This window comes from Maribacter sp. PR1 (genome assembly GCF_028464145.1).
Classification (GTDB): Bacteria; Bacteroidota; Bacteroidia; order Flavobacteriales; family Flavobacteriaceae; genus Maribacter.
Map to the genome: position 1 here is coordinate 564065 of NZ_JAQPCG010000001.1, position 25596 is coordinate 589660.

At 39.6% G+C, this 25596-nt stretch carries 18 protein-coding genes and 1 tRNA gene; 9 read left to right on the forward strand and 10 right to left on the reverse strand.

The annotated features are described in order from the left end of the window. The first annotated feature begins 89 nt into the window (after positions 1-89). Positions 90-2042, forward strand: a complete 1953-nt coding sequence (locus tag PP182_RS02405) for a CHRD domain-containing protein (RefSeq protein ID WP_272649734.1) — start codon at positions 90-92, stop codon at positions 2040-2042. A 77-nt stretch (positions 2043-2119) separates the two neighbouring features. Here the strand turns inward: PP182_RS02405 and PP182_RS02410 are convergent, their stop codons facing one another. Then, positions 2120-3565 (reverse strand): sulfatase family protein, encoded by a 1446-nt coding sequence (locus tag PP182_RS02410; RefSeq protein ID WP_272649735.1) that lies wholly within the window; start codon positions 3563-3565, stop codon positions 2120-2122. 93 nt (positions 3566-3658) lie between these two features. Between PP182_RS02410 and PP182_RS02415 the strand changes: the two genes are divergently transcribed. Together PP182_RS02415 and PP182_RS02420 are read left to right on the forward strand one after the other, a co-directional pair. Beyond that, a complete protein-coding gene (locus tag PP182_RS02415) occupies positions 3659-6472 on the forward strand; it encodes a DUF7133 domain-containing protein (RefSeq protein ID WP_272649736.1) in 2814 nt (937 codons plus the stop codon). 12 nt (positions 6473-6484) lie between these two features. Next, a complete protein-coding gene (locus tag PP182_RS02420; RefSeq protein ID WP_272649737.1) occupies positions 6485-7528 on the forward strand; it encodes a sugar phosphate isomerase/epimerase family protein in 1044 nt (347 codons plus the stop codon). Here the strand turns inward: PP182_RS02420 and rimM are convergent. Together rimM and PP182_RS02430 are read right to left on the reverse strand one after the other, a co-directional pair. Continuing rightward, positions 7525-8052 (reverse strand): ribosome maturation factor RimM, encoded by a 528-nt coding sequence (gene rimM / locus PP182_RS02425; RefSeq protein WP_272649738.1) that lies wholly within the window; start codon positions 8050-8052, stop codon positions 7525-7527. The genes PP182_RS02420 and rimM overlap by 4 nt on opposite strands. Positions 8053-8063: 11 nt before the next feature. Beyond that, a complete protein-coding gene (locus tag PP182_RS02430) occupies positions 8064-8648 on the reverse strand; it encodes a 30S ribosomal protein S16 (protein ID WP_272649739.1) in 585 nt (194 codons plus the stop codon). Between the two features lie 280 nt (positions 8649-8928). Here PP182_RS02430 and PP182_RS02435 point away from each other — a divergent pair, with 280 nt between their 5' ends. From PP182_RS02435 to PP182_RS02460, 6 genes are all read left to right on the forward strand, one after another. Then, positions 8929-9384, forward strand: a complete 456-nt coding sequence (locus tag PP182_RS02435; RefSeq protein WP_272649740.1) for a ferritin-like domain-containing protein — start codon at positions 8929-8931, stop codon at positions 9382-9384. A 194-nt stretch (positions 9385-9578) separates the two neighbouring features. After that, entirely contained in the window at positions 9579-14015 is a 4437-nt protein-coding gene (dnaE, locus tag PP182_RS02440; protein WP_272649741.1) for a DNA polymerase III subunit alpha, read from the forward strand. An 18-nt stretch (positions 14016-14033) separates the two neighbouring features. Continuing rightward, the gene (locus PP182_RS02445; RefSeq protein ID WP_272649742.1) at positions 14034-15251 is read left to right on the forward strand and encodes a multiheme c-type cytochrome; all 1218 of its coding nucleotides are present in this window, start codon (positions 14034-14036) and stop codon (positions 15249-15251) included. Positions 15252-15348: 97 nt separating this feature from the next. Further along, entirely contained in the window at positions 15349-15666 is a 318-nt protein-coding gene (gene trxA, locus PP182_RS02450; RefSeq protein ID WP_047246489.1) for a thioredoxin, read from the forward strand. Between the two features lie 70 nt (positions 15667-15736). After that, positions 15737-16666 carry a DUF58 domain-containing protein gene (locus tag PP182_RS02455; protein ID WP_272649743.1) on the forward strand — a complete coding sequence of 310 codons (930 nt, stop codon included), beginning with the start codon at positions 15737-15739 and terminating at the stop codon, positions 16664-16666. A 72-nt stretch (positions 16667-16738) separates the two neighbouring features. After that, positions 16739-16815: transfer RNA gene (locus tag PP182_RS02460), tRNA-Asp, on the forward strand. A gap of 313 nt (positions 16816-17128) precedes the next feature. Here the strand turns inward: PP182_RS02460 and PP182_RS02465 are convergent. The 7 genes from PP182_RS02465 to PP182_RS02495 all read right to left on the reverse strand — a co-directional run bounded on the left by PP182_RS02465 (position 17129) and on the right by PP182_RS02495 (position 25536). Beyond that, positions 17129-17605, reverse strand: a complete 477-nt coding sequence (locus PP182_RS02465) for a hypothetical protein (RefSeq protein WP_272649744.1) — start codon at positions 17603-17605, stop codon at positions 17129-17131. Positions 17606-17681: 76 nt separating this feature from the next. Beyond that, a complete protein-coding gene (locus tag PP182_RS02470; RefSeq protein WP_272649745.1) occupies positions 17682-18374 on the reverse strand; it encodes a M48 family metallopeptidase in 693 nt (230 codons plus the stop codon). Continuing rightward, complete coding sequence (locus PP182_RS02475) at positions 18367-21546, reverse strand: type I restriction endonuclease subunit R (protein WP_272649746.1); 3180 nt, start codon at positions 21544-21546, stop codon at positions 18367-18369. Before PP182_RS02475 ends, PP182_RS02470 begins: the two co-directional genes overlap by 8 nt. Further along, a complete protein-coding gene (locus PP182_RS02480) occupies positions 21546-22025 on the reverse strand; it encodes a DUF1643 domain-containing protein (RefSeq protein ID WP_272649747.1) in 480 nt (159 codons plus the stop codon). The genes PP182_RS02475 and PP182_RS02480 overlap by 1 nt, the downstream gene beginning before the upstream one ends. Further along, complete coding sequence (locus PP182_RS02485) at positions 22022-23341, reverse strand: restriction endonuclease subunit S (protein WP_272649748.1); 1320 nt, start codon at positions 23339-23341, stop codon at positions 22022-22024. Before PP182_RS02485 ends, PP182_RS02480 begins: the two co-directional genes overlap by 4 nt. Further along, complete coding sequence (locus PP182_RS02490) at positions 23338-24900, reverse strand: type I restriction-modification system subunit M (protein ID WP_272649749.1); 1563 nt, start codon at positions 24898-24900, stop codon at positions 23338-23340. The genes PP182_RS02485 and PP182_RS02490 overlap by 4 nt, the downstream gene beginning before the upstream one ends. Positions 24901-25062: 162 nt before the next feature. Further along, positions 25063-25536 carry a hypothetical protein gene (locus PP182_RS02495; protein WP_272649750.1) on the reverse strand — a complete coding sequence of 158 codons (474 nt, stop codon included), beginning with the start codon at positions 25534-25536 and terminating at the stop codon, positions 25063-25065. Between the last annotated feature and the right edge of the window lie 60 nt (positions 25537-25596).

Genomic DNA, 25596 nt, shown 5'->3' on the forward strand with positions numbered 1-25596 from the left:
AATTGCCAGGGGCCACATAGTTTAAAGATGCTCATTAAAACTAACCCTTGAAATTTCCTTCTGAAAGTAAAATATAAATAAAAATTATTATGAAGATTAGAAAAACTATCAAATTAATTTTGCCCATCATCATGGGCGCAATGCTCATTACATCTTGTAGTAATGACGATGACGACATTATACCTCCAATCGTTGATGGGGGTGATTCAACAACATATCAACTTAGTTCAGTTTCCAATCCTGATATTTCGGGTACGGCAAAGGTTATAGATAATGAAGATAACTCAATAACCGTTGAATTAAGCTTGGAAAACACGCCAAATGGCGGAATGCATCCCGCACATATTCATTTTAATACCGCCGCCGAAAGTGGTGATATCGCCATAACCTTAGGAACTGTAGATGGTTCCACGGGTATGAGTACGGTAACTTTTTCAACTTTGGACGAAGGAACTTCAATTTCCTACGAGGAATTACTAGACTTTGATGGATACATCAATGTGCACGCAAGTGCCGATGACCTAGCCACCTTGGTCGCACAGGGCGATATTGGCCAAAACGAACTTAATGGAAATACCAAAGTATATGAATTGGGTAGTGTTGCTGTTGACGATATCAGCGGAACGGCAACTTTTTCCGAACGTGTCAATGGAGAAGCGCTCGCAACAATTGTATTGAACAATACTCCTGCTGACGGAATGCACCCTGGACATATCCATATGAATACGGCCGTTGAAAGTGGTGATATTGCCTTTACCTTTAATCCTGTGGATGGAGCTTCTGGAATTAGCAAAACGAATGTTTCCGAATTGGACGATGGAAGTGCTTTTACCTATAATGATGTCCTAACATATGATGGATATATAAACATTCATTTAAGTGCGGATGACCTTGGAACTTTAGTAGCACAAGGCGATATAGGACAAAATGAACTTTCAGGTGAATCTAAGACTTACGAATTAGGATCGAAAGACGTAGATGGTATTGACGGTACGGCCACATTTGAAGAACGAGTTAACGGCGAGGCATTGGCAACAATTATGCTAAACAATACACCAGCAAATGGTACGCACCCTGGACACATTCACATGAATACCGCTGCGGAAAGTGGTGATATTATCTTCACTTTCAATCCTGTTGATGGTGCTACGGGTATATGCATGACCAATGTAGCCGCTTTGGATGATGATACCGCCTTTGGTTATGATCAAGTATTGGAAGTTGACGGATACATCAACATTCATTTGAGCGCAGACAATCTTGGAACCATTGTTGCCCAAGGTGATATAGGACAAAATGAATTGACCGGAGAATCCAAAACCTATGAATTAGGTTCCGTGGCCGTTCCAACCATTTCGGGTACGGCAACTTTCGATGAACGTGTAAACGGTGAAGCTTTGGCCACTATAATGCTGGAGGGTACGCCCGATGGAGGTATGCACCCTGCCCATATTCATGCCAACACTGCTGCCGAGTCCGGAGACATTCTATTTACTTTTAATCCGGTAGATGGTACTTCTGGAATGAGCATGACCAATGTTGCCATGCTAGATGATGATTCCGCTTTTTTATATGATGACGTTTTGATTATGGACGGTTATATAAATGTGCATTTGAGTGCAGATGATTTAGGAACCATTGTAGCACAAGGAGATATTGGTGAAAACGAGTTAACAGGAACTTCTAAAACGTATGCACTTGCTACGGTAGATGTTCCAGGAATCAGTGGAGACGCTACCTTTTTTGAACGCGTTAGCGGTGATGCGCTTGCAGTAATTGAATTGACTGGAACTCCGGCAGGCGGAATTCACCCAGCCCATATTCACGCTAATAGTGCAGCTGAAACTGGACCTATTATTTTCTCGTTCAATCCCGTAGATGGAACGACTGGAATAAGCAAAACTCATGTAGATGTTTTGGATGACGAAACTCCCTTTAGCTATCAAGGCGTACTGGATGTAGATGGGTACATAAATGTACATTTAAGTCCGGACGACTTGGCAACTATAGTATCCCAAGGCGATATTGGAATTAATGAGTAATACTACTAATTGATTATAAAAAAACGGTCATCTAAAATTGATGGCCGTTTTCTTTTTATGGTGGTAAGTAATTCTTATTACGGTTTTACCATACCTGGTTCCCTACGTTCAGACCCTTCCATATCCATAAGCCTATCACCTAATTCTGACCGCATTTGGTCGGCTAATTCTTTCATTTTATTTACCACATCAGGATGTTGGTCAGCCACATTATTCGTCTCGCTCTCATCATTCTCCAAATCATAAAGTTCAATCTCATCCAGTTGGACCATCCTATACGTTCCAGGGACTCCGTCCCTACCAGGTTCCTGACCCTCCATAGTACGATAGGTGTGTGGAAAATACAATTTCCATTTCCCATATCTTACACCAAATAATTCATTGACCCTATAATAATAGAAATATGCTTCTTGTGGGCTTTCATTCGTTTCCCCGGTGAAAAGACCCCAAGCACTTTTACCATCTATTTTGTTTTGGGGTAAAGTTGACCCTGTGACTTCTGCTATCGTAGGCAAAATATCTATGGCCATTACCGGAGTATTTACTACCCTATTCGAAGGAATCTTGTTAGGATATTTTATTAAAAAGGGTTCTCTTTGACCCCCCTCCCAAGCAGTTCCTTTCCCTTCTCGTAAGGGATATGCACTACCCGAATGATTGCCATAGGCGAGCCAGGGGCCATTGTCCGAAGTAAAAATGACCAAAGTATTGTCCGTAAGATTATTATTCTCCAAAGCCTTTAAAATTTCTCCAACGGACCAATCCAATTCCATAATAACATCACCATATAATCCCCTATCCGATTTTCCCTTGAACTTATCAGAAACAAATAGGGGTACATGGGGTTGGGGATGTGGAACATATAAAAAGAATGGGTTTTCTTTGTTCCTCTTAATGAAATCAATACTTCTTTCCGTAATCATGGTCGTAAGATTTGACTGATTTGTAAGGGTATCGATTACTTTCTCATTGTCATATAGTTTCAATGGCCCAAAATTAAAAATCGGTCCTTGCTGAGGGTGTAAGGGCCACATATCGTTGGAGTACGGAATCCCAAAATATTCATCAAAACCGTGATTATTGGGCATAAACTCCGGGGTATCGCCCAAATGCCATTTGCCAAAAATACCGGTAGCGTAACCATTATCCTTCAACATTTCGGCCAGAGTGGTTTCCTTTGGATTAAGCCCAACTTTGCTATTTGGCATTAATGCGTTGTGTATTCCAATACGGTTGGGGTAGCACCCGGTAAGTATACCGGCCCTGGAGGCAGAGCAAACCGCTTGTGCAGCATAGAAATTGGTTAATTTCATTCCATCCTTTGCCATTTGATTTAGATTTGGAGTTTCGATATCATTAGCTCCAAAAACTCCTACATCGTTGTAGCCTTGGTCGTCCGTAAAGATTAAAACGACATTGGGAGGTTGAGTTTTTTCTGATTTAGTTTCCACCTTGGTTTCTTTGCAGGACAGCATTAAAAGCAGGGTTGAAAAGACGATTCCATTAAAATTTAAATGTTTCATTGACACTTTTTAAAAACACAGCGTTAAAATCCTTGTAAGATGCCATGAATATAGTTAATTTCCGAACGAATATTTAGAAGAATCAATACCATAATGAAATTTTACAATCAAGAAACCAACAAGCAAAACCCTTTCCGTTTTGTCTTTTTTTTACCCATCCTTATCCTTTGTTCTTTAATAAGCTGTGAACCGGAAAAGAAAGAAAAGGTACAGGATAATGTGGCGGAAGTTATTTCCTCCATGTCCGATTCACTTCCAGCTGTTTCTCTACCGGAAGGTGCAGACCCTGAGCATGAAGATTGGAAAGGAGCGGATTTGGAACCCAAGGCCCCAGTGCTCCCTTTATACCCGGATGAAGAGGCCAAAAAGTTTTTATTGCCGAAAGGCTACCATATTGAACCCATTCTCACCGAACCACAAATACAGCAACCAGGAGCGATTTCATTCGACGGAAACGGTCGCATGTTCGTACTGGAACTGCGCACCTATATGCTTACCGCAGATTCTGACGGGACCTTGGAACCTACTAGTAGAATTTCGAGATGGGAGGACAAAGATAATGATGGAATTTATGAAACGGGAACGGTCTTCGTTGATAGTCTTATTTTTCCACGTTTTGTACTTCCTTACGGCAAGGATGCTGTTTTAACCATGAATTCGGATGAGGACAATGTATATAAATTCACGGACACCAACGGGGACGGCGAGGCGGACAAAAAGGAGCTTTTTACAACTAACTATGGACGATCTGGTAATGTGGAACACCAACAGGCGTTTATGTATTATAATATGGACAATTGGCTCTACAGCACCTATAACGCCTTTAGGGTACGGGAGACACCAACAGGGGTCATCCGGGAAAATACGGGGTATAACCGCGCACAATGGGGCGTAACCCATGATGATGATGGAAAAGTTTGGTTTTTGGGAGGCGCAAGTGGCCTTCCCTCCCAATTTCAACAACCTGTACATTACGGTAATTTCGATTATAAGGACAATGACAACTATGCCGAAGGTTTTGAAGAACCTTGGGGCGCCCCGGTTTTGATAGGTGACCTGCAAGAAGGCATGGACCGCGTACGAGAAAATAACGGAGGCCCCAAACGGGTTACCGGTGCAGCTGGAAACGATATTTATCGTGGGGATCGGTTACCAAAAAACCTATACGGACAGTTATTCTATGGGGAACCTGTTGCCCGGATCGTACGTCAGGTAAATCCTGTGGTCAATGAAGGTATAACGACCTTACATAATGCATTTCAAGATCAACAGTCGGAGTTTTTGAGATCGACGGACCCCTTGTTCCGCCCGGTAGATATGACGACCGCACCCGATGGCACCATGTATATTACCGATATGTACCACGGTATCATACAAGAAGGCCAGTGGGCTCAAAAAGGCACGTATCTACGTACCAAAATTGAGCAGTACCAATTAGATAAGGTAATAGGTCTCGGCCGAATCTGGCGCATTACCCATGATAGCAAGGAACGGGACAAGACCAAGCCGAACATGCTTAATGAAACACCGGCTCAACTTGTAAAGCATTTGGAACACCCAAATGGTTGGTGGCGAGACAAGGCACAACAGTTGATCGTATTGTCACAGGATAGAAGTATCGTTCCGGAACTTGAAGCCATGGTTAATAACAGCGATAATACATTAGCCCGATTCCATGCCTTGTGGTGCCTAGAGGGTCTGGGTTCGTTGAAAGAGAATATGGTTAAAAAATTAATGGACGACTCCAACCCCAGAATGCGTATTCAGGCTATGCGTGCAGGAGAAACATTATATAAGTCGGGTAAAAAATCACTTGGAGAGGACTATTTAAAATTACTTGAGGATAAAAATGTAGATGTGGCCTTACAGGCCGTTTTGTCAGCACAGATCCTAGAAATACCTTCCTTCGACGTCGCCTTAAAAAAATTACTCAAGTCGAATTCCGCTAAAGGAATACAGACCATTGGCAAACAAATTTTAGAGCCAAAAGAAGTAAAAAATTGGTGGGAAGTTGGCAATAATCAACTTACCGATGCCCAAAAGAGCAACTTGGAAAAAGGAAAGGTTATCTTCAACGAACTCTGTGTACAATGTCACGGAAACGATGGCACAGGAACACCGGTTGGAGATGGTTTGGTCATGGCACCGGCCTTAAGCGGTTCTGCCCGAGTACAATCACACCCGGAATATGTCATTAAAACCGTGATGCATGGACTCGAAGGTCCATTGGATGGGAAAACTTATCCAGCAGGTATTATGGTAGGTAACAAAGAACAATCCGATGATTGGATTGCGTCCATTGTATCCTATATCCGCACCAATTTATCCAATGAAGCCACTTTGGTATCCGCCGAGGACGTCAAAAACGTCAGGACAAAAACAGCGGAGCGTAACGCACCTTATGTTTATGATGAATTGATGACATCGGTTCCACAACTCCTAACACCAAGGGAAGATTGGAATATAACTGCAAGTCATTCCGTGCCTACACGAATTGGTGGCAGGGCCTCCCCTACCAGTGCATTTAATTTTGAGGGATGGAGTACTGGAGGTAATCAGGAAGAGGGCATGTGGTTTCAAATAGAGCTTCCAGATGCAATGAGCATCTCCGAAATTCATTTCAATGCAACCCCGATATCCAGGGGATGGCGTCCTGGCTCACCACCTCCGTTACATACTTTTCCACGTGGCTACATACTCGAAAGCTCTATGGATGGAAGTTCATGGAAGGAAATTGAAAAAGGCAATGGAGAACAGGCAGATGTTTCCCTCATCTTCAATCCTGTTAAGGCTAAATTTATACGAATGAGATTAACGGAAAACTTTGGCCCTCATGAAGACCATGAAATACCTTGGTCGATGCGACAAATGAAAATATATGGATCATCAAACAAACCTGTATTATAAAAAACCTGTATTATGAATAACAAAAAAAACACAGTTTCAAGAAGAAACTTCATATCAAGCTCAGCTGCTTTGGCTATTGGGACAACACTCGTAGGTCCAAATATTTTTGGTAGAAATAGGTTGTTGAATTCACCCGTCCCGAATTCTAAAATAAAAGGGGTGCAAATCGGAGTAATTACGTATTCCTTTAGAAGTATGCCCGATCAAAGTGCAGAAGCTACGCTGCAATATGTACTGGATTCTGGAATTAATGCTGTTGAGCTAATGGGAGATCCTGCAGAAACTTTTGCAGGTAAACCAGAGAGTCCAGTAAACTGGCGTACTTTTTATGGACTGATGGGAAAAAAGAGAAACAACGAACTAAATCCAGAAGAAGAAAAAAGCTTTTTGGAAATGCAAAATACCATGGATGCCTATAATAAGGAAGTTGCCACTTGGCGTTCTACTGTATCTATGGATAAGTTCAAGGAACTAAGAAAAATGTATAATGATGCAGGTGTAACCATTTACGCTTTTAAACCCAATGCCTTTGGCAAAGACAATACCGATGAAGAAATCAACTACGGTTTTAAAGCTGCCAAGGCATTAGGAGCCTCCCATGTGACCTTAGAACACCCAAGTGATGACGAACATACGGAAAAATTAGGGGAAATGGCCTCGAAACATGGCATCTATGTTGCCTATCACGGACACACCCAACAAACACCAACTTTTTGGGACACGGCTCTGGAACAATCCAAATACAACGCACTTAACCTTGATTTAGGTCATTTTGTAGCCGCGGGTAATGAAGCTCCGCTTGAAATTATTAAGAAAAAACACAATCATATTAAAAGTATGCACGTAAAGGATAGACAAACGCCGGAACATGGTCAAAGCAATGTCGTTTGGGGCGAGGGAGACACTCCCCTAATAGAGGCACTTCAATTAATGCGCGATAAAGGGTATTCCTTCCCGGCCACTATTGAATTGGAATATGATATCCCTGAAGGTTCTAATGCCATTACGGAGGTAAAAAAATGCTTGGCATTCGCCAAAAACGCATTGGAAAGTTAAGAAAGATAAAGGGCTACCAAGCCTTCCGGAGTAGAAACCGATATGGACTTCGCCTGCCGGTCTACTTTTTTAATAATTTCATCATTAATGGGGATCAACAATTGTTTGTCCCCTTTTTTTATTTCAAATAGTGCTTGGGAAGTAGAATCGTTTACACTTTCAATTACCCCTATATTCCCATGGACCTCATCCATAACTTTAAAACCAATGACTTCGTGATAATAAAATTGGTTTCCGGTAAGTTTGGGCAGCAGGGTCAATGGTAAATAAAGGTCCAACCTCATAATTCGATCGGCATCGGACTCGCTCTTCACTTCCTCAAAATCTATCCTAAGTAGGTTGGATTTATGGAGCCTACAACGTTTAATAAAAAATGGAATCAGGTTGTTTCCCAAAGAAACAAAGACTGATTCCATTTTTTCGTAAATCTCCGGGTCGTCCGTATCCAATTTCACAAGGACTTCACCCTTAAAGCTATATTTTGAAACGATTTTGCCTAGGTAGAAACAATCTTCCTTTCGCATCGTTATAACGACTACTCGCCGTCTTTTGGAGCTTCTTCTTCCTTCATTTCAGGAGCGGCAGGAGCCTCTTCTGGAACTTCGGGAGCTTCTTCTACAGCTTCAACCTCTTCTTCTGCATCCTCTCCTTCTGGAGTTTCAGGAAGTTCGGCCGCTGCAGCTTCGGCAGCTCGTTTTTCATTAACTTCTTTTTCAGCAGCCAAAGCTTTTGCCCGGGCTTCTTCCTTCTCTTTATCCAATCCACCAATTTTTGCATCAATGGCAGCCTCTTTTTCAGAAATCCAAGCATTGAATTTTTCCTCTACCTGCTCCTCTGTCAATGCTCCTTTTGCAACACCACCTAACAAATGGTGCTTTAAAAGCACACCCTTATAAGAAAGTATGGCTTTCGCCGTATCGGTAGGTTGTGCACCATTTTGCAACCATTTTACGGAAGAATCTACATCTAGCTCAATAGTGGCAGGGTTGGTATTTGGATTGTAAATACCTAATTTTTCCAAGAATTTACCATCTCTCTTCGCTCTAACATCCGCAGCAACTACCCAATAGAATGGTTTTCCTTTTTTACCGTGTCTTTGTAATCTAATTTTAACTGGCATATCACATTAATTTGTAGGGTGCCCGACCCTTGGTTATTAATTCTACTTTTTTATCCTTGAAAAAGGGCTGCAAATGTAGTTTAATTTGTTCGATTTAACAATCATCACAACAACAAAATACAAATGCTTCGTGTTAAAAGCATTAAGATACATGCCCCATCGACGTTAAACCTTTGCAAAACCCCCATAAACACTTGTGTTTCCGCTATATTCTCTTATCTTTTATGTAGTTGTTATTGAAAGACAATAACCATTACAAATTTAAATGATAAGAAAGATTATGAAGTATTCAGAAAAAATTTCAAATAGATTAAACGATTTACTGACAAGAACATATGATGCCGAGAAAGGCTATAAATTGGCACAGGATAAAGTTGACAACCCAGCCGTAAAAAAATTCTTGGCGGACAAAGTACAGCAACGCTATAATTTTGGCCATGAACTGAAAAATGAAATTCAAGCATTTGGGGAGTTGCCAGAAAAAGGTGGGAGTATCAAGGGAGACCTTCACAGAACTTGGATGAATTTCACCACTACTTTCACTAGCGATGATACTGAAAGAATATTGGAAGAAGTTGAACGAGGAGAAAAAGCAAGTCTGGAAGAGTACAATGAAATTTTAAAAGATGAAGAAATGGTACTCGCACCATCCACTGAGGAGATGCTAACAAAGCATAGAAATCAAATCAAGGATGCTCTGGAAAATGCCAAAATTTATGAAGAGGCTGTCTCCTAAAACAAATCTTGAACCAATCAATAAATGTTTAAAAGCGGATGATAAAACGTCCGCTTTTTTTATTGGTTAATAACTCTTAGCAACTCCCTTTTTCCCTAACACCTCTTTTCTGTAATTTTATCGATACTTTTTTAAGCTGTCCATGCCCTTCGCCTCCGCTCAGGCCGACAGCCCAAACAGACAGGAAATAGCACATGTATTTAATATTCGACACCGAAACAACAGGATTGCCCAAACGCTGGGATGCCCCCATAACCGATACTAAGAATTGGCCAAGATGTATACAGATTGCCTGGCAGTTGCACGATGGAATGGGTAACCTCTTGGACCAGCAGGATTATTTGGTAAAACCCGAAGGTTTCAATATCCCTTACGATGCTGAAAAAATACATGGAATTTCTACCGCCTTGGCGGAAAGGGACGGTGTCCCTTTGAAAGAGGTGTTAAGCAAGTTCAACGAGGCCATGGCCAAAACCAAGTTTATTGTGGGGCAAAACGTTGGTTTCGATGTTAATATTATGGGTGCCGAGTTTCATCGAATGACCGTTGAAAATCCCTTAAAGGAACTTCCTGTTTTGGATACCTGTACGGAACACACCGCTGAACTATGCCAAATACCTGGAGGACGAGGGGGTAAATTCAAACTTCCCACCCTTACAGAATTGCATGAATTTTTATTTAATGAACCGTTTGCCGAAGCCCATAATGCAACAGCTGACGTTGAGGCCACGACTCGCTGTTTTTTGGAACTCGTCCGAAAAAGGCAATACACCGCTGAACAGTTAGATGTACAGCCCGATTATTTTGAGAATTTTTCCGAGGCTAATCCCAAAGTAATACAGCTTATAGGTATAGAGCACATCAATCTCGCCAAAGCCTCAAAAAAAATTGCGGACGCCCTTTGGGAGAAAGACACCGGTGGCGTTTCCCAAGAGGAAATAAAGGAAAATCTGGCCACTTTGGAGACCGCACCTTTTGCGCATCTTCACAATCACACCCAATTTTCCATTTTACAATCGACCATTAGCGTTCCCGACCTAATCAAGACAGCCGCAAATGAAAAAATGCCAGCTGTGGCCATGACCGACCATGCCAACATGATGGGTGCCTTTCATTTCGTAAATGGTATCATAAATCATAATAGTGGGGTCAAGGCCAGAAATGAGGAAAACCAAAAACGGTATGAGGCAACGCTCAACGGTACATTGGAAGACGGTCAAGAACCCTTGGAAAACCTTCCTGAGTCCGAACTGGAAATTACACCGATAGTAGGCTGTGAATTTCAGGTTTGCGAGGACCATACCAACAAATCACAAAAGGACAACGGGTACCAAATAGTGATGTTGGCCAAAAGCAAGAATGGGTATCTCAATTTGGCGAAAATGTCATCTATCGCATTCGTGGACGGTAAATACTATGTTCCTAGAATCGATAAAAAAGTTGTTGAACAATATAAAGAGGACATCATTGTTTTAACAGGAAACTTGTACGGTGAGGTCCCCAGTAAGGTTTTAAATGTCGGCGAGAAACAGGCAGAGGAAGCGTTAATTTGGTGGAAAGATACTTTTGGTGAGGACCTGTATATCGAAATTATGCGTCACGGTCAGGAAGATGAAGACCGCGTAAATCAGGTTTTGATCCAGTTTGCGGAAAAACACGATGTAAAGTTGGTGGCCACTAATAACACCTACTACGCCAAAAAGGAAAACGCACATGCCCACGATATTTTGTTGTGTGTAAAGGATGGTGAAAAACAATCTACACCTATAGGTAGAGGTCGTGGATATCGTTATGGATTGCCAAATCAAGAATACTACTTCAAATCATCGGATGAAATGAAGGAACTGTTCAAAGATATTCCGGAGGCCATCATCAACATTCAAGAGGTAATCGATAAAGTCGAAACTTTCACACTGGCAAGAGATGTGTTATTACCTGCTTTTGACATCCCAGAGAAATTTCAGGTCGAAGAGGACAAACTCGATGGAGGAAAACGGGGGGAGAACAAGTATTTACGACATATTACCTACGAAGGTGCCAAAAAAAGATATGGGGAAATTACCCCAGAAATTGACGAACGGCTGGATTTTGAGTTGCAGGTCATCGAAAAAACAGGATATCCTGGGTACTTTCTAATAGTAGAGGATTTTATTAGGGCCGCTCGGGAAATGGACGTTTCGGTGGGTCCGGGACGTGGTTCTGCGGCAGGTTCAGCAGTAGCCTATTGTTTATGGATTACCAATCTAGACCCTATTCAATATGATTTACTTTTTGAGCGTTTCCTTAATCCGGATCGGATATCCATGCCAGATATTGATATCGATTTTGACGACGAGGGCAGGAGCCGTGTTATGGACTACGTGATTAAAAAGTATGGTTCCAACCAAGTTGCCCAAATTATTACCTATGGTACCATGGCCGCTAAATCTTCGATAAGGGATACGGCAAGGGCTTTAGATTTACCTTTGGGCGATGCGGACCGTATGGCCAAATTGATTCCCAACATGTCGAAGTTGAAAAAAATCATGGGAGTCGATGAGAAAGTGCTTAAAAGCAAATTCAACAGTGATGACCTCGTTAAAATAAACGAACTACTGGCCATATCCAAAGGCGAAGGTCTGGAATCCGAAACCCTCAATCAGGCCTATGTTCTGGAAGGCTCGGTTAGGAACACTGGTATACATGCTTGTGGAGTTATTATTACACCGGATGACATTACAAAATTTGTACCTGTGGCCCTCGCCAAGGATTCCGATATGTATTGTACACAGTTCGACAACTCAGTAGTGGAAAGTGCTGGTTTGTTGAAGATGGATTTCCTAGGCCTTAAAACGTTGACCCTGATCAAGGATACAGTAAAAATCGTTAAGGCAAAACATGGCGTTGACCTGGATCCTGAAAACTTCCCTCTGGACGACGAAAAGACCTATGAACTTTTCCAACGTGGGGAGACGATTGGGGTGTTCCAATACGAATCGCCCGGCATGCAAAAGCACATGCGCGCACTAAAACCTACGGTTTTTGCTGACCTTATCGCTATGAACGCCCTGTACCGGCCAGGTCCAATGGAATACATTCCAAGCTTTATAGCGAGAAAACATGGAACGGAGGAAATTGTATACGACCTGGATGCGTGTGAAGAATACCTCGCGGAAACGTATGGTATTACCGTGTACCAAGAGCAGGTGATGCTCCTTTCCCAAAAATTGGCGGATTTCACCAAGGGTGAGGCCGATGTGCTTCGTAAAGCGATGGGGAAAAAGCAAAAGCATGTATTGGACAAAATGAAACCCAAGTTTATACAGCAGGCTTCCGCAAAAGGTCATCCCGAAGATAAGCTGGAAAAAATTTGGAAGGACTGGGAAGCATTTGCTGCCTATGCCTTTAACAAAAGTCACTCTACTTGTTATGCCTGGATAGCCTACCAAACAGCCTATTGTAAAGCCCACTACCCTGCCGAATACATGGCAGCCGTTCTTAGCAACAACATGAACGACATTAAACAGGTAACCTTTTTCATGGAGGAATGTAAACGCATGGGATTGGATGTATTAGGTCCTGATGTCAATGAATCCTACTATAAATTTGCGGTAAACAAAGAAGGCGCTGTACGTTTTGGTATGGGAGCCATAAAAGGTGTAGGGCGTGGTGCCGTGGAAACCATTGTGGAAGAAAGAAAGGAAAATGGACCCTACAAATCCGTTTTTGACATGGCCAAACGAATAGACCTGAGAGCAGCCAATAAAAAGGCTTTTGAAAATCTGGCACTCGCGGGTGGTTTTGACTCCATGGGAGATTCTCACAGAGCTCAGTATTTCCATAATGAAGGAGACGGGATTACTTTCTTGGAAAAGGTAATTAAATACGGCGCAAAGTTTCAAGAAAATGAAAATTCCGCTCAAGTAAGCCTTTTCGGTGACGCTAGTGAAGTTACGATTCCGGAGCCCATTGTACCTCCTTGTGAGGAATGGGGTACCATGGAAAAGCTACGAAGGGAAAAAGAGGTAGTGGGAATCTATATTTCCGGTCACCCCTTGGATGATTTTAAAACAGAAATTAAGGCCTTTTGTAATGCTAGTCTTTCCCATTGCAGCGACTTGCCCAATTATGTAAATAGAGAGCTGACCTTCGCAGGTGTTATTACGGACGTACAACACAGAATTTCCAAAAATGGAAAAGGTTGGGCCTCTTTTGTAATGGAGGATTATACAGATTCCTTCGAATTCAGGATTTTTGGAGAGGAATACCTTAAGTTCAGGCACTTTCTTATGCTCAATTCCTTTGCGTATATTAAACTTTATGTTCGGGAAGGCTGGGTGAATCGGGACACAGGAGTAAAGGGCGACCCTAGAATGCAGTTCAACAGTTTCATGCTACTACAGGACGTCATGGAATCCTATGCGAAAAAATTGACCATAAAATTGAATATTGATGAGTTGGAAGAAGAAAATGTTCATCAGTTAAAGGACACCTTGATTTCTCATAAGGGAGACCACGCCTTGAATTTTATTGTGTACGAAATGCAGGAACAGATTAAGGTCCGACTATCCAGCCGAAAACAAAAAGTTCAGATATCAAGTGAACTTTTGCAGCGACTGGAAGAACAACAAGTGCATTTTAAACTTAATTAAAATTTAGATTTATTACCGTTGAAGAAGAAACTCTATTTGATTATTGGCGCATTGCTTATAGGGTTTTTAGGCCTTAAACTCTATCAACACTTTTCCGGTCCCAAGGAAATTTCTGACCTGGAGGTAATTGCATACCATTATAACGGTAAGGGTTACGTTGGTTCATCGACTTGTATGGAATGTCATAGGGGTATTTATGAGACACACCTCAATACAGCGCATTACAACACTTCCATATTCGCGACACTGGAGAACATTAAAGGCAGTTTTAAGGAGGGTGAAAATTTAGTTTCCTTATTGGATGCAGAAATACGAATGGTAAGTAAGAAAGGAGAACCTGTTCAACATGCCCAAATAAAATATGGAAATAGAAGGACTTTTGACTGGACCATGGATATTACAATAGGCTCTGGATTAAAAGGCCAATCCTATCTTAGCAATCAACCCGATGGTTTATTTCAGTTACAAGCATCCTATTTTGTCCCAGCTGATACTTGGATAAATAGTCCCAATTACACCAATAGACTAAATCCATTACGTCCGGTAAACGACCAATGCTTAAAATGCCATGTGACCTTTGCAAAAAATCCAGATGATGCTATAAACTCCAATCAATATGATATTTCAAAAATTGTTTTGGGCGTGGATTGTGAAAAATGTCATGGTCCTGCGGAAAAACATGTAAGGTTTCAAAAAAATTGGAATGGAGTTTCCAAAGATTCCAGTTTAGTAAAATTGTCTTCTTTAACTAGGCAACAAAGTTTGGACCTCTGTGCTTCTTGTCATTCAGGACTCAGAAACAATCAGACCCAAAATCCATTTAAATTTTTACCTGGGGATACCCTGGTCAACTTTTCAAAAAATTACAATTCGCTAAGACCTAGTACTAACTTGGACGTCCATGGAAACCAATATGGTTTATTGACGAGTAGCAAATGCTTTGCCGAATCTACTCAGATGGATTGCATAACCTGTCACGACCCTCATAAGAATCAAAGAAATGACCACCTCTATTTCAACAATAAATGTGTGGGATGCCATAATACAAATAAAAAACACTGTACCATCCCTGCATCTAAAATGAAAGAGAACGGAAGCAACTGTATTCAATGTCATATGCCCGTGATACCATCCAAGAACATGCAGGTGCAACTTTCTAAACTAGAAAATTCAACTCCAGTAGGCGTAAGAACACATAATATTGCTATATATCCCGAAAGTGCTGCCCAAGAATAGATTACATCAATTTTGATATAATCAAAAGGAATACTATATGAGTAAGGAAACCTTTTATTATTTGACTAAATTTGCATAATCATTAAAAGAAATAATCATGGCATTAGAAATAACAGACGCTACTTTTGACGAAGTAGTTTTAAAAAGTGATAAACCTGTAGTTGTAGATTTTTGGGCTGCTTGGTGTGGACCTTGTAGAATGGTAGGTCCTATCATTGACGAAGTAAGCAATGAGTATGAAGGTAAAGCGGTTGTAGGAAAGGTGGACGTTGATGCCAACCAAGAATTCGCAGCAAAATACGGTGTACGGAATATACCTACGGTTTTGGTATTTAAGGATGGAGAAATTGCCAGTAGACAAGTTGGTGTCTCCCCTAAAAAAGTGTATACCGATGCTATAGACGCCCTTTTATAATAACATAATTAAAACAATTTCAGAAAAGGTCCAGTTTAAACTGGACCTTTTTTTATGTTATCTTTATTCTGTGGACATACGACAAGAATTAAACAATACTTCATTATTTCCCAATCTTGAACTTTTGGCCAAGCAGGTAGTAGAGGGGTTCATTAGCGGTATTCACAAGAGTCCTTTCCATGGATTTTCCGCGGAATTTGCCGAACATAAAATTTACAACAATGGTGAAAGTACCAAACATATTGATTGGAAACTTTTTGCCAAAACGGACAAACTCTATACTAAACGTTATGAGGAGGAAACCAATTTGCGGTGCCATATGATTTTGGACAACTCTGCCTCCATGTACTACCCAGAAGTAAAGAATATATCCTTAGGAAATCTCAACAAAATAGGTTTTGGTATTTTGGCCATTGCGGCATTGATGAATGTCCTTAAGAAACAAAGGGACGCTGTGGGGCTAAGTGTATTTTCTGATGACTATAATTACTATGCACCGGAAAAGGGCAGTGAACGTCACTTTCAGATGTTATTGGCCAAACTTAACGAAATTGGTGCCGAAAAACAACCAGCAAAGAATTCGAGAACATACACATACCTGCATCAGATAGCGGAAAAAATAAAAAGAAGAAGCCTAATCTTTTTATTTACGGATATGTTTCAGACAGAAAAAGAAGACAGTGAACTTTTTGAAGCCCTACGTCATTTAAAATACAATAAGCACGAGGTTGTACTCTTTCATTTAATGGATAAGGAGCATGAATTTCACTTTAATTTTGAGAATACCCCCAAACGCTTTTTGGATGTTGAAACAGGTGAGTATTTAGACTTGTATGCCGATAATATTAAAGAAGCTTATGAAAAAAGCATTAGAGACTATTATACGGCCATTAAGCTTAAATGCGCGCAATATCGTATTAAGTATGTAGAAGTCGACATCAACAATAATTTTTCTACCATCCTGAATACATTTTTGGTAGAACGCAGTAAATTTCTTTAAAGGAAAATTTTTTAAAAGAAAATGTTTGTGCAATTGAATAAGCAATGTATATTTGCACACGCTAAACGCCACGGTCTGGTAGTTCAGTTGGTTAGAATACCTGCCTGTCACGCAGGGGGTCGCGGGTTCGAGTCCCGTCCAGACCGCCAACAAATTCCCTAATAGTCTATTAATTAGATTGTTAGGGTTTTTTGTATTTCAAAGGGTGTATGCAAGGGTGTTTTTAAATAATAGTTGTTGCATTCCAAACCTATTTTGCTGAAGGTTTTAAGAAAAGAGGTGGGGGTGGTTTTAGATTCCGTTTTCCTTAGAATGGGGTATCCCCTAGACTATAGTTGTACCCTATCTTCTGTATTTATCTGATGCTTTTGACAGATATCAAATATAAATTCATCTAATTGTTAGGAATCGCCACTTGTTTTATTTGATTATTGTATTGAATACATTGTTATTAAGATTTTATTATCTCAACATTATATCATAATCCTTTAAAATAGCACGCATCAGCACTTCTCCATTTTTGCCAAGACCTTTATTATTTAATCCTAAATCTTTGCGCATTTCAGCCATTATTTTTGTCATATGCAATAAGTTAGTTTTAATATCTATACCAGATTCTGTATCCTGATGGTAAATTAATTGGAAATAATTAGAAAAAGCTTTTATCACAGCAGGTGAAGCATACAGCACATATTTTTTATAAAATTCAAACAAGTCTTTAATAAGTCTATCTTGATTAAGATTTTTATTCGTTTTTGAATTAGCAAATATTCCAATTATTAAATTCACATATTGCTGATAAATATCTCGCCTCTCTTTCGCTATTTCACTTATGAGTTCCTTTTTCTTTTCAATGTTGTGTTTGATAAAGTAGCCAAGAATCAAACCAAAGATTGGCAATACAATTGATAAAAGTGTGATGATTGTTTGTGTATTCATTTTTTCAGCTTGTTACCCACTATGGGATATAATTATTGATGATATTTCACTTAAAAGAGTCATAAGTAAAATCAACTTACAACTTCATCCCATACATCTTATCATCCAATTCCTTCCAATTTGGAATGTGCTTTGAAAGTTCTGCCCAAAACTCCTTTGAGTGGCTCTTTATCTTGGTGTGTACCAGTTCGTGAACCAGTAGATAATCAATTAAGCTGTAAGGAAGTTTTATAGCGTCTATATTAATTATGATATCGTTAGAGGGTGTGCAACTTCCCCAGCGTTTTTCTAGTTTTCTAATCTTGAAATTATTATACGCTAGTCCTGTAACTTTCACTAATTTCTTTATTCTTGGCGTTAACTTCTCTTCAGCTTTGGCTCTTAAAAAGGTTTCAAATGCTGCCATTAATTCCTCTTGATTATTTAGTGATGTAGGCAATGAAACCTTAAATTTGGATTCTGTAAAATCAATGATTACTTCATCAATTTCGTTGTTCTCAAATACCTCAACATAGTACTTTCTACCCAAGTATTGTATCCTTGAACCTGTTACAATATCATCGTCACCAATGGAACTTACCAAGTCCAATTTATCAAGTATCCATTTAGCCTTTTTCAGGATTAGTTTTTGCGCTTTTTCGTCAGAAATGGATTTACCTTTCAGTACAACACCATCACCCTTGTCCACAGTTATGTAATGCGATTTAAGTTTCTCCTTTTCTTTAAAGGAATATGTTATGGTTTTATGTCCGTATTGTACGCTAGGCATCCTTATTCTTTATTAGCACTTCCACCATTTCCTTTGCCTTCAATTTAGCATCTTCACGTTCTATTTTGGCTGTGGTCAAGTAGCGTCTAATTTTGTTTTCAATATCTTTTTTCACTTGTCCCTTACGTTGCCATCCAACAATACCCAATTCCCCTTTTATAAGGTCAAATATGGTCTTTGTAGCGTCTTCTGCGTCTTCACCGAATAAGACCTTCATAGAGTCATAAACGGCTCTCTCACGCTCTGTAACAAAGCCTTTTTGCTCTCCTTCTTTTTGTTGGTCAATGATTTCGTCCTGTATGTCGGTGTAGGCTTTTAGCAATTCTAATTGAGTGATGCGCTGTTCTGCTTTTAACTTCAACAGTTCATCCAATCGCTGTGCCAAAGGTTTATAGAAGTCAGGGTTCTTGTCAATACCAACCTTTATGGTGTGCTTTAAGTTATTTCGCATCTTCAACTCTTTGGTGGCTGGTGATGAGTTCATGATTTCCTCCTTAAACTTATCCTTGTCTATAATGGATATAGGTTCTGCCAGTAAACTTTCAACCCCTTCTGCTTTTAGATGCTCATCTATCATGGATTGAAGCATCTTGCTCTCGTCTTTGGTGATTTTCAATTCCTCATCCTCTGGGTATGCGTTTCTGGCTCTTAACTTAATCTCATTGAAGAGTTTAAAATCCCCTTGATACTTTAATGCTTTGGTGTTGGGCAGCACGATATTAATCGACTTATTGAAATCCTTTAACATCACCTTGAAATCATCACGCTTGTTGATTGGCTCAATAAACCGCACAGCAGCATCGATATAGTCCTCACGGTTATAGTTTCTGTCAATCTTCATTGATTTAAAGAACTCCACCAGTTTGGTGTGATTCATGACCAATTTGGGAAACTCTTCATTGATGTTCTTTAAGATATCATCTGGTCTTATATCGCCTGAAAAGATTTCCAATGCCTGAATCAAATACGCTGTGATACCGTTGTAATCAACAATATAACCAGCGTTCTTTCCTTTTCTGGAACGGTTGACCCTTGCAATGGCTTGTAACAGGTTATGTTCCTTTAATGGCTTATCCAAGTACAGACAAGAGGCTATAGGGGCATCCCATCCTGTCAACAGCATATCCGATACAATCATAAAAGCGGTATTGTCAAACTTCTTTTTACCAGACTTCTCCCTTTCTGCTGCGTTTCCAAAGGGCAGTTTGAAGTCATTGGTAGCATCCTTGATATCTTCTGGTGGCACGACCAAGACTGGTCTTTTATCATTAGGATTTTCTTTATTCCATTCTAAAGTCTCATAGTACGTTTTAGCAATTCTATCCGACTTTGGAGAGGCTATACTAATCACCACCTTAGATTCAAAATTGTGATAACCTTCTCCTTTAAGGGTCTCTAGGACTTCTTGATATTTAATTGCTGCCTCTCTTCCACTACAGACAATCATAGCTTTATGACCATCTGGGAAAATTTTATCCCTGTAGTGGTCAATCATGTGTCTTCCTATGGCATCCATGCGCTCTGCCGACAATTGGTATTTCCGCAAGGCTTCCCTTTTTAGCTTGTCTTTTTTGTCTTCCGAAAGATGACCAAATTGTTCTTCAAACTTTTGGTCTAACTCCTCTTTTTTAACATCCAACTTGGCGATTCCCTCATCATACAGTAACTCTACCGTTGCGCCATCAGCCACAGATTCCATAATGGTATACACATCTATATATTTACCACCATAAAACTCCGCTAAAGTTGATTTGTCTTCTTTGGAAATGGGTGTGCCCGTAAAGGCAACAAACTTTGCATTTGGCAATACGGTACGCATAAAGGACGCTAGAAAACCATAATGACTACGATGTGCTTCATCAACAAGGATGTAAAGGTTCTCCTTTCTGGATAGTTCTTCCAGTTCTATTTCTACTCGTTCTATTTCGACCCATTTACCTTTTTGGAGTACTTTGGTAATCTTAGTGAGGGTTTTCTCATTCAGATGTTTTTCAATTTTAAGATTTCCATGTTCTTCCAACTCTGTTTGGTCGGTTGAGGTGGTTGCATCTTTGTCGGTTTCTTGAAATTTCTGTAAGGTAGTTGTGATGATTCCCCCGTAATCGTTACGCAATAATTTATCCAGATGAACTACCGAAGAGGCTTGATTCACATTCTTAAAACCGACATTTTGAAAGGTAGTGGTAATCTGCCTGTCCAAGTCTTTACGGTCTGTCATTATCAGTACCGTTGGGTTGTTAAAACCATATTCGGGTGCTTGCAGCTTTCGGGTCACATATGCCATCGTTAGGGACTTGCCAGAACCCTGTGTATGCCAAACCACACCACCTTCACCCCCTTGTAAGCGTGCAATGGTTTTGTTGGTGGCTCTTAGTTGTTGGTATCTAGGTAACTTTTTAATGGTGCTCCCTTCCTCCACTTCGAACAGTACAAAGTGCCGAATGATATCCAACACCCTTTCTTTCTTAAAAAGTGCTATAATGAGTTTATCTTGGTCTTTCTTAGCTTGGTTGATGATGTCCGTATCTTCCTTACTGGTCTTAAATACAGAATAGAACTGTTGAGGTGAATTTATCGCTCCATACCTACCTCCAACCTCCCAAATACCAGCACAGATTTGATTGTAATGGAATAGCTTTGGTGAGTTTTCTTGGTAATATTTTAAATCGCTGTAGGCTTTGTCCCATGCGTTTTGTGCTGTGGGTGACTTGCATTCAATTACACCAATAGGTAAGCCGTTAATGTATACCACCAAATCAGGTACGGAATGTTGATACCTACCATGATACTTCATCTGGTTCACCACCAAGAAGTCATTGTTATCTGGATGCAGGTAGTCTATAAAGTGAACCACCTTAAATTCTTCAACCCCATCTATGGTCTGCTTCACAGAAAATGTACCCCCTCTAATGAGTTCCCAGACCTTTTCATTGATTTCCATTAATGATGCGCCATTAACGGTGGTTATCTCGTTATATGCTTTGTTGAGGTTGTTATCATTAATCCAAGTGTTGAGCCTTTTGATAGCAGCTAAAAGCCTGTCTTTTAGAATAACTTCTGTGATGTCCGCTCTTTCATCTTGCTGACTGGCATCAAAATAATGATACCCCATCTGCTGGAACAACTTTATGGCTGGTAATTCGCTGTGGATGTATTCTGGTGATTGGTTCATTAAAATTTAATTGGTATTAAATCACCATTTAAATACAAGGGATGAGCAGGTGAGTTTTCTTTGTCTTTATTTATTTTTAGATAATGTAAGTTTCTGAATTTGGAAAAAATGCGTTTTGGTCTACCTTCTTCATTGCCCCATGCACAGACAATCTTATCACACTTTATACTAAGTTCCATAAGATTCATTTCATTTTCTTCACCTATGGGATTTAATACTGATTTTAATACACTTCTATCTTTCGACCTAAAGGCGTATAAGTTGCCAACATAAAACCCCCCATAACCCCATTTAGTAGCATAACGGAAGCACTTTCTAATGGTAGCATCGTCTTCATCAGCATCTGCTGTACTTGGATTAAGCATGATAAACAGAATAGTTGGTTTGTTTTTATCCCAGATACGCCAAAGTTGGTAGCGATAAGTTTCACAATCTGATAGTACAGCGCCTTTAATTATTTCTTTAGTTGATTGGCTCATGAAGTAACAGAAGAATTTAGTTGTACTCGAACCTTACCAGTTAATAACTGCTGCATTAAGCCTTGTTTTAATTCTACGTAGTTTGTTTTCTTTTCTGATAATACTTCTAATTTCTTATCGGTTGTATTTAGAATTTCTGATATTTCCTTTTGTTCTTGAAATGTTGGAAGCACAGAAAGAAAACTTCTTTGCATCGTTATTGGAACTTGATTCCGTGTTGATTGTCCCATTACTTTTTCATATTGATTTTTAAAAGTTGGTGAACTAAGAAAAAATAACCAATATTTAGCATCAATAGTTTTATTGTCTAGTCTAAAATAAGTCGCAGTAGTGCTAAGTATAACAAAATCCAAATCAGTTTCTAAGAAAGCAACAGGACCGACTGTTGCATTGTGAGCAAAAAGCACATCACCATTTTTTGCAACACCTTTTCTAAATTGCAGAGAACGTTCCATTGATAAATGTTTGCATTTCGAAAAATCAACTTTACTATTAATAAAACAATTTGCGCTAATGTACGGTACACCATCATCTATAAATTCATCTGCTTTAGGATACAATCCACCATGATTACCGTCTAAATGACTAATTATTCTACCCTCATTTAATAGGTCTTGAATCTTTACCACTTTCCAACTTTTAGGAATCTCACCCAAAGATGAATCTTTAAACTCGGTATGCCCAATGCCTTTGGTCATTAGGCGTTGCATTAAGCCTTTTTTGAGTTCTTGGGTTTCGCTTATCTGTTGGTCTATGACATCAATTTTAGCATCTACTGTGCTTAGTATTTCTGCTATTTTTTGTTGTTCTGCGAGAGGGGGTAACAGAATAGGAGTAGACTCTACCTGTGATTTATTGACGAACTTAGTGGCATTTCCACTTGTTAGCCTATCCAAATATTTGTTCGAATACAAAAATCGCAATGCCTCTCTTACAAACGGAGGGAAAGCCAACGATTGAATAGGACGAATTAGAAAAATATTCCATGCAATCAATAAATCTATTTCCTTTTCTATAAGAACTGTTCTGCCAATCGTTCCTATGTTGGATAATAAAATCTCCCCGTATTTTGGTTGATACTTGTTTTTATACTTACACCAATCATCATCATCCACATACTTTGTATCATTCAACTGTATTTTTTCGCTAGTAATATGTTTTGCTTGAAGTATAGGATAACCATCATTAACATATTTTACTTTTTCAGCAACGGTATTGATTCCTTGATGATTACTAGCCGAGATATCCCCTAATGATTTTAAAGTCCAATCATCTGGTATATCATCATAGCCAAAGGGTTTAAGTTTTTCCATCATACCCCCAACTCCTTTAAAAATCCAGCTAGTTTTTTATCAATGTCAGTTTCACGTTGTTCCAACACAGCCAACTTTTGATGAACGGCTTTAATATCCACTTCGGGTTCTGGTTCGCTGGTATCAATAAAACGGGAAATATTGAGGTTGAAATCGTTTTCTGCTATTTCAGCAACATCAACAATGCGCATATATTTATCTACATCCACAGCACCATCGTAAGCGGTTACAATTTTACTAATATGTTCTTCCAGCAATTCATTTTGGTTTTTACCATCTTTGAAATCACTACTGGCATCAATGATGGTTACTTTACCTTTTTGTGTTTCTGTTTTGTCCTTGTTGATAATCCAAATAGAAGCTGGTATGCCAGTATTGTAAAACAATGCACTTGGTAAACCTACAATACCTTCCACCAAATCGGCTTCCAATAAGGCTTTTCTAATCTTACCCTCTGTACCACTTCTAAACAATGTGCCGTGTGGCAAAACCACACCAGCCTTTCCATCCTGTTTCAAAACAGCTATCATATGCTGTAAGAAAGCCAAATCCGCATACCCTCTGGGTGGTATCCCATATTGAAAACGTCCATAAGGGTCGCTCACTACTTTATTATAGTTGGGTGACACTTTTTTTTCCTTACCGTTCTTGTCCAACTTCACCTCAATAGAGTTTTCGGCAGGTGTCCACCAACCACTTTGAGAAAAAGGTGGGTTGGCGATTACTCGGTCAAAAAGGGTTAGTTCGTTATTATCATTCTTGTGTTGTGGGGTGGTCAGGGTATCTCCTTTTCTGATGTCGGCATCCATATAGTTATGTAGCAGCATATTCAGTTTACCTATTGCCCAAGTACCCAAGTTCTTTTCTTGTCCGAATAGTGAAACATTTACATTGTTCCCAACTTTACCGTTGGGTTGCTGTGCTATGTATCTGGCAGACTCAATCAACATACCCCCAGAGCCACAGGTAGGGTCATACACCTTTTGTTTGGGTTCAGGTTTAATCAGCTGTACAATCAACTGTACCACGCCTCTAGGGGTATAAAATTCACCACCTTTCTTGCCAGCGTCATCGGCAAACATCTTAATCAGATACTCATAGGCATCGCCTAAGAGGTCATTAGATTCTAGGTGGTCATTGCGCAATGAATGTTGGTTAAAGTGCCTTAACAAACGCTGTAATAACTCATCGGACAGCTTCTCCTTATCTCCAAACTTGGTAGCAGTCATAACCCCCTCTAATGAGGTGTTTTCACGCTCTATGGCTGCAAAGGCTTTGTCCAATGCAATACCAATGTTCTCGGTATGTTTCTTTATGTTCTCCCAACGAGATTCTTCTGGTAATTGAAAATAGGTTTCGTCTTCGGCATCTGCTCTGGAAACGCCATCACGTTGCATAATGTTTTCAACCTCTTCTTCAAACACGTCATTTGAGCGTTTTAAGAATAGTAATCCGAAGATGTAGTTTTTGAAATCCGAAGAATCGATGCTTCCTCTTAATATGTTTGCTGAATCCCACAGCCATGATTCTAGGGTGGAAAGGTTTAGTTTGTTTTGTGTCATTGTTCGATTAGTAATTCAACATTTTTACTGACTTAATTAAATTTAAAATTGGTCAGTTTTATATTACAGTTTAAAAATATGTAAATAAAAGTGAAATACTATTTTAACAAAAGAAAAGACAGCTGTTTAGGCTGTCTTTATTCTATATATATTGTAAATTATTTACTGTCTATTGTATACAGAATAGGTATAGATATTGCCCTTTGTGCTTATTTCCACACAAGGGTCGTCAATGCCGAAATTCATAGTGTTATTACCTATAAATTCTACTTCTAAACTATAAGAATCGGGTTCACCTTCTACTGTATAGTTCAAACGATAGAAACCATCGCCAATATTTTCCCATGTACCCATTTGGTCTTCAAAATCTACCAATTCACCATCCCTATATCTTAAATAAGTCATATCGCTATTGAATACCAAAGTTTGGTCATACTCATTATCGGAAGCAGGTCTGTCAGTTACTACTTCATCTGTCCCACAGCGATAATCATTTTGCGAAGCAAATAGCCATTCGCCAATAATTAATTCAGTTGCTTCTTCCATACTGTCATCATCTGAATCGTTAGAACAGGAACTTAAGCTAAACGTAAGGACTGTAACAAATAAATAGATTAAAGATTTTGAGATTTTCATTAGATAAGATTTGGATTATTTATTTATAATATTGGATTCCCGAGAAATGCGCTGTTTAAC

What these genes read in the sequence shown, in the direction of transcription:
- PP182_RS02485 (WP_272649748.1), bottom strand. Translation starts at nt 23,341, where the DNA reads ATGATGGAAAAACTTAAACCCTTTGGCTATGATGATATACCAGATGAT.
- rimM (WP_272649738.1), bottom strand. Translation starts at nt 8,052, where the DNA reads ATGCGAAAGGAAGATTGTTTCTACCTAGGCAAAATCGTTTCAAAATAT.
- PP182_RS02410 (WP_272649735.1), bottom strand. Translation starts at nt 3,565, where the DNA reads ATGAAACATTTAAATTTTAATGGAATCGTCTTTTCAACCCTGCTTTTA.
- PP182_RS02430 (WP_272649739.1), bottom strand. Translation starts at nt 8,648, where the DNA reads ATGCCAGTTAAAATTAGATTACAAAGACACGGTAAAAAAGGAAAACCA.
- PP182_RS02470 (WP_272649745.1), bottom strand. Translation starts at nt 18,374, where the DNA reads ATGCCTAGCGTACAATACGGACATAAAACCATAACATATTCCTTTAAA.
- dnaE (WP_272649741.1), top strand. Translation starts at nt 9,579, where the DNA reads ATGTATTTAATATTCGACACCGAAACAACAGGATTGCCCAAACGCTGG.
- PP182_RS02490 (WP_272649749.1), bottom strand. Translation starts at nt 24,900, where the DNA reads ATGACACAAAACAAACTAAACCTTTCCACCCTAGAATCATGGCTGTGG.
- trxA (WP_047246489.1), top strand. Translation starts at nt 15,349, where the DNA reads ATGGCATTAGAAATAACAGACGCTACTTTTGACGAAGTAGTTTTAAAA.
- PP182_RS02480 (WP_272649747.1), bottom strand. Translation starts at nt 22,025, where the DNA reads ATGAGCCAATCAACTAAAGAAATAATTAAAGGCGCTGTACTATCAGAT.
- PP182_RS02465 (WP_272649744.1), bottom strand. Translation starts at nt 17,605, where the DNA reads ATGAATACACAAACAATCATCACACTTTTATCAATTGTATTGCCAATC.
- PP182_RS02495 (WP_272649750.1), bottom strand. Translation starts at nt 25,536, where the DNA reads ATGAAAATCTCAAAATCTTTAATCTATTTATTTGTTACAGTCCTTACG.
- PP182_RS02475 (WP_272649746.1), bottom strand. Translation starts at nt 21,546, where the DNA reads ATGAACCAATCACCAGAATACATCCACAGCGAATTACCAGCCATAAAG.
- PP182_RS02420 (WP_272649737.1), top strand. Translation starts at nt 6,485, where the DNA reads ATGAATAACAAAAAAAACACAGTTTCAAGAAGAAACTTCATATCAAGC.
- PP182_RS02435 (WP_272649740.1), top strand. Translation starts at nt 8,929, where the DNA reads ATGAAGTATTCAGAAAAAATTTCAAATAGATTAAACGATTTACTGACA.
- PP182_RS02405 (WP_272649734.1), top strand. Translation starts at nt 90, where the DNA reads ATGAAGATTAGAAAAACTATCAAATTAATTTTGCCCATCATCATGGGC.
- PP182_RS02415 (WP_272649736.1), top strand. Translation starts at nt 3,659, where the DNA reads ATGAAATTTTACAATCAAGAAACCAACAAGCAAAACCCTTTCCGTTTT.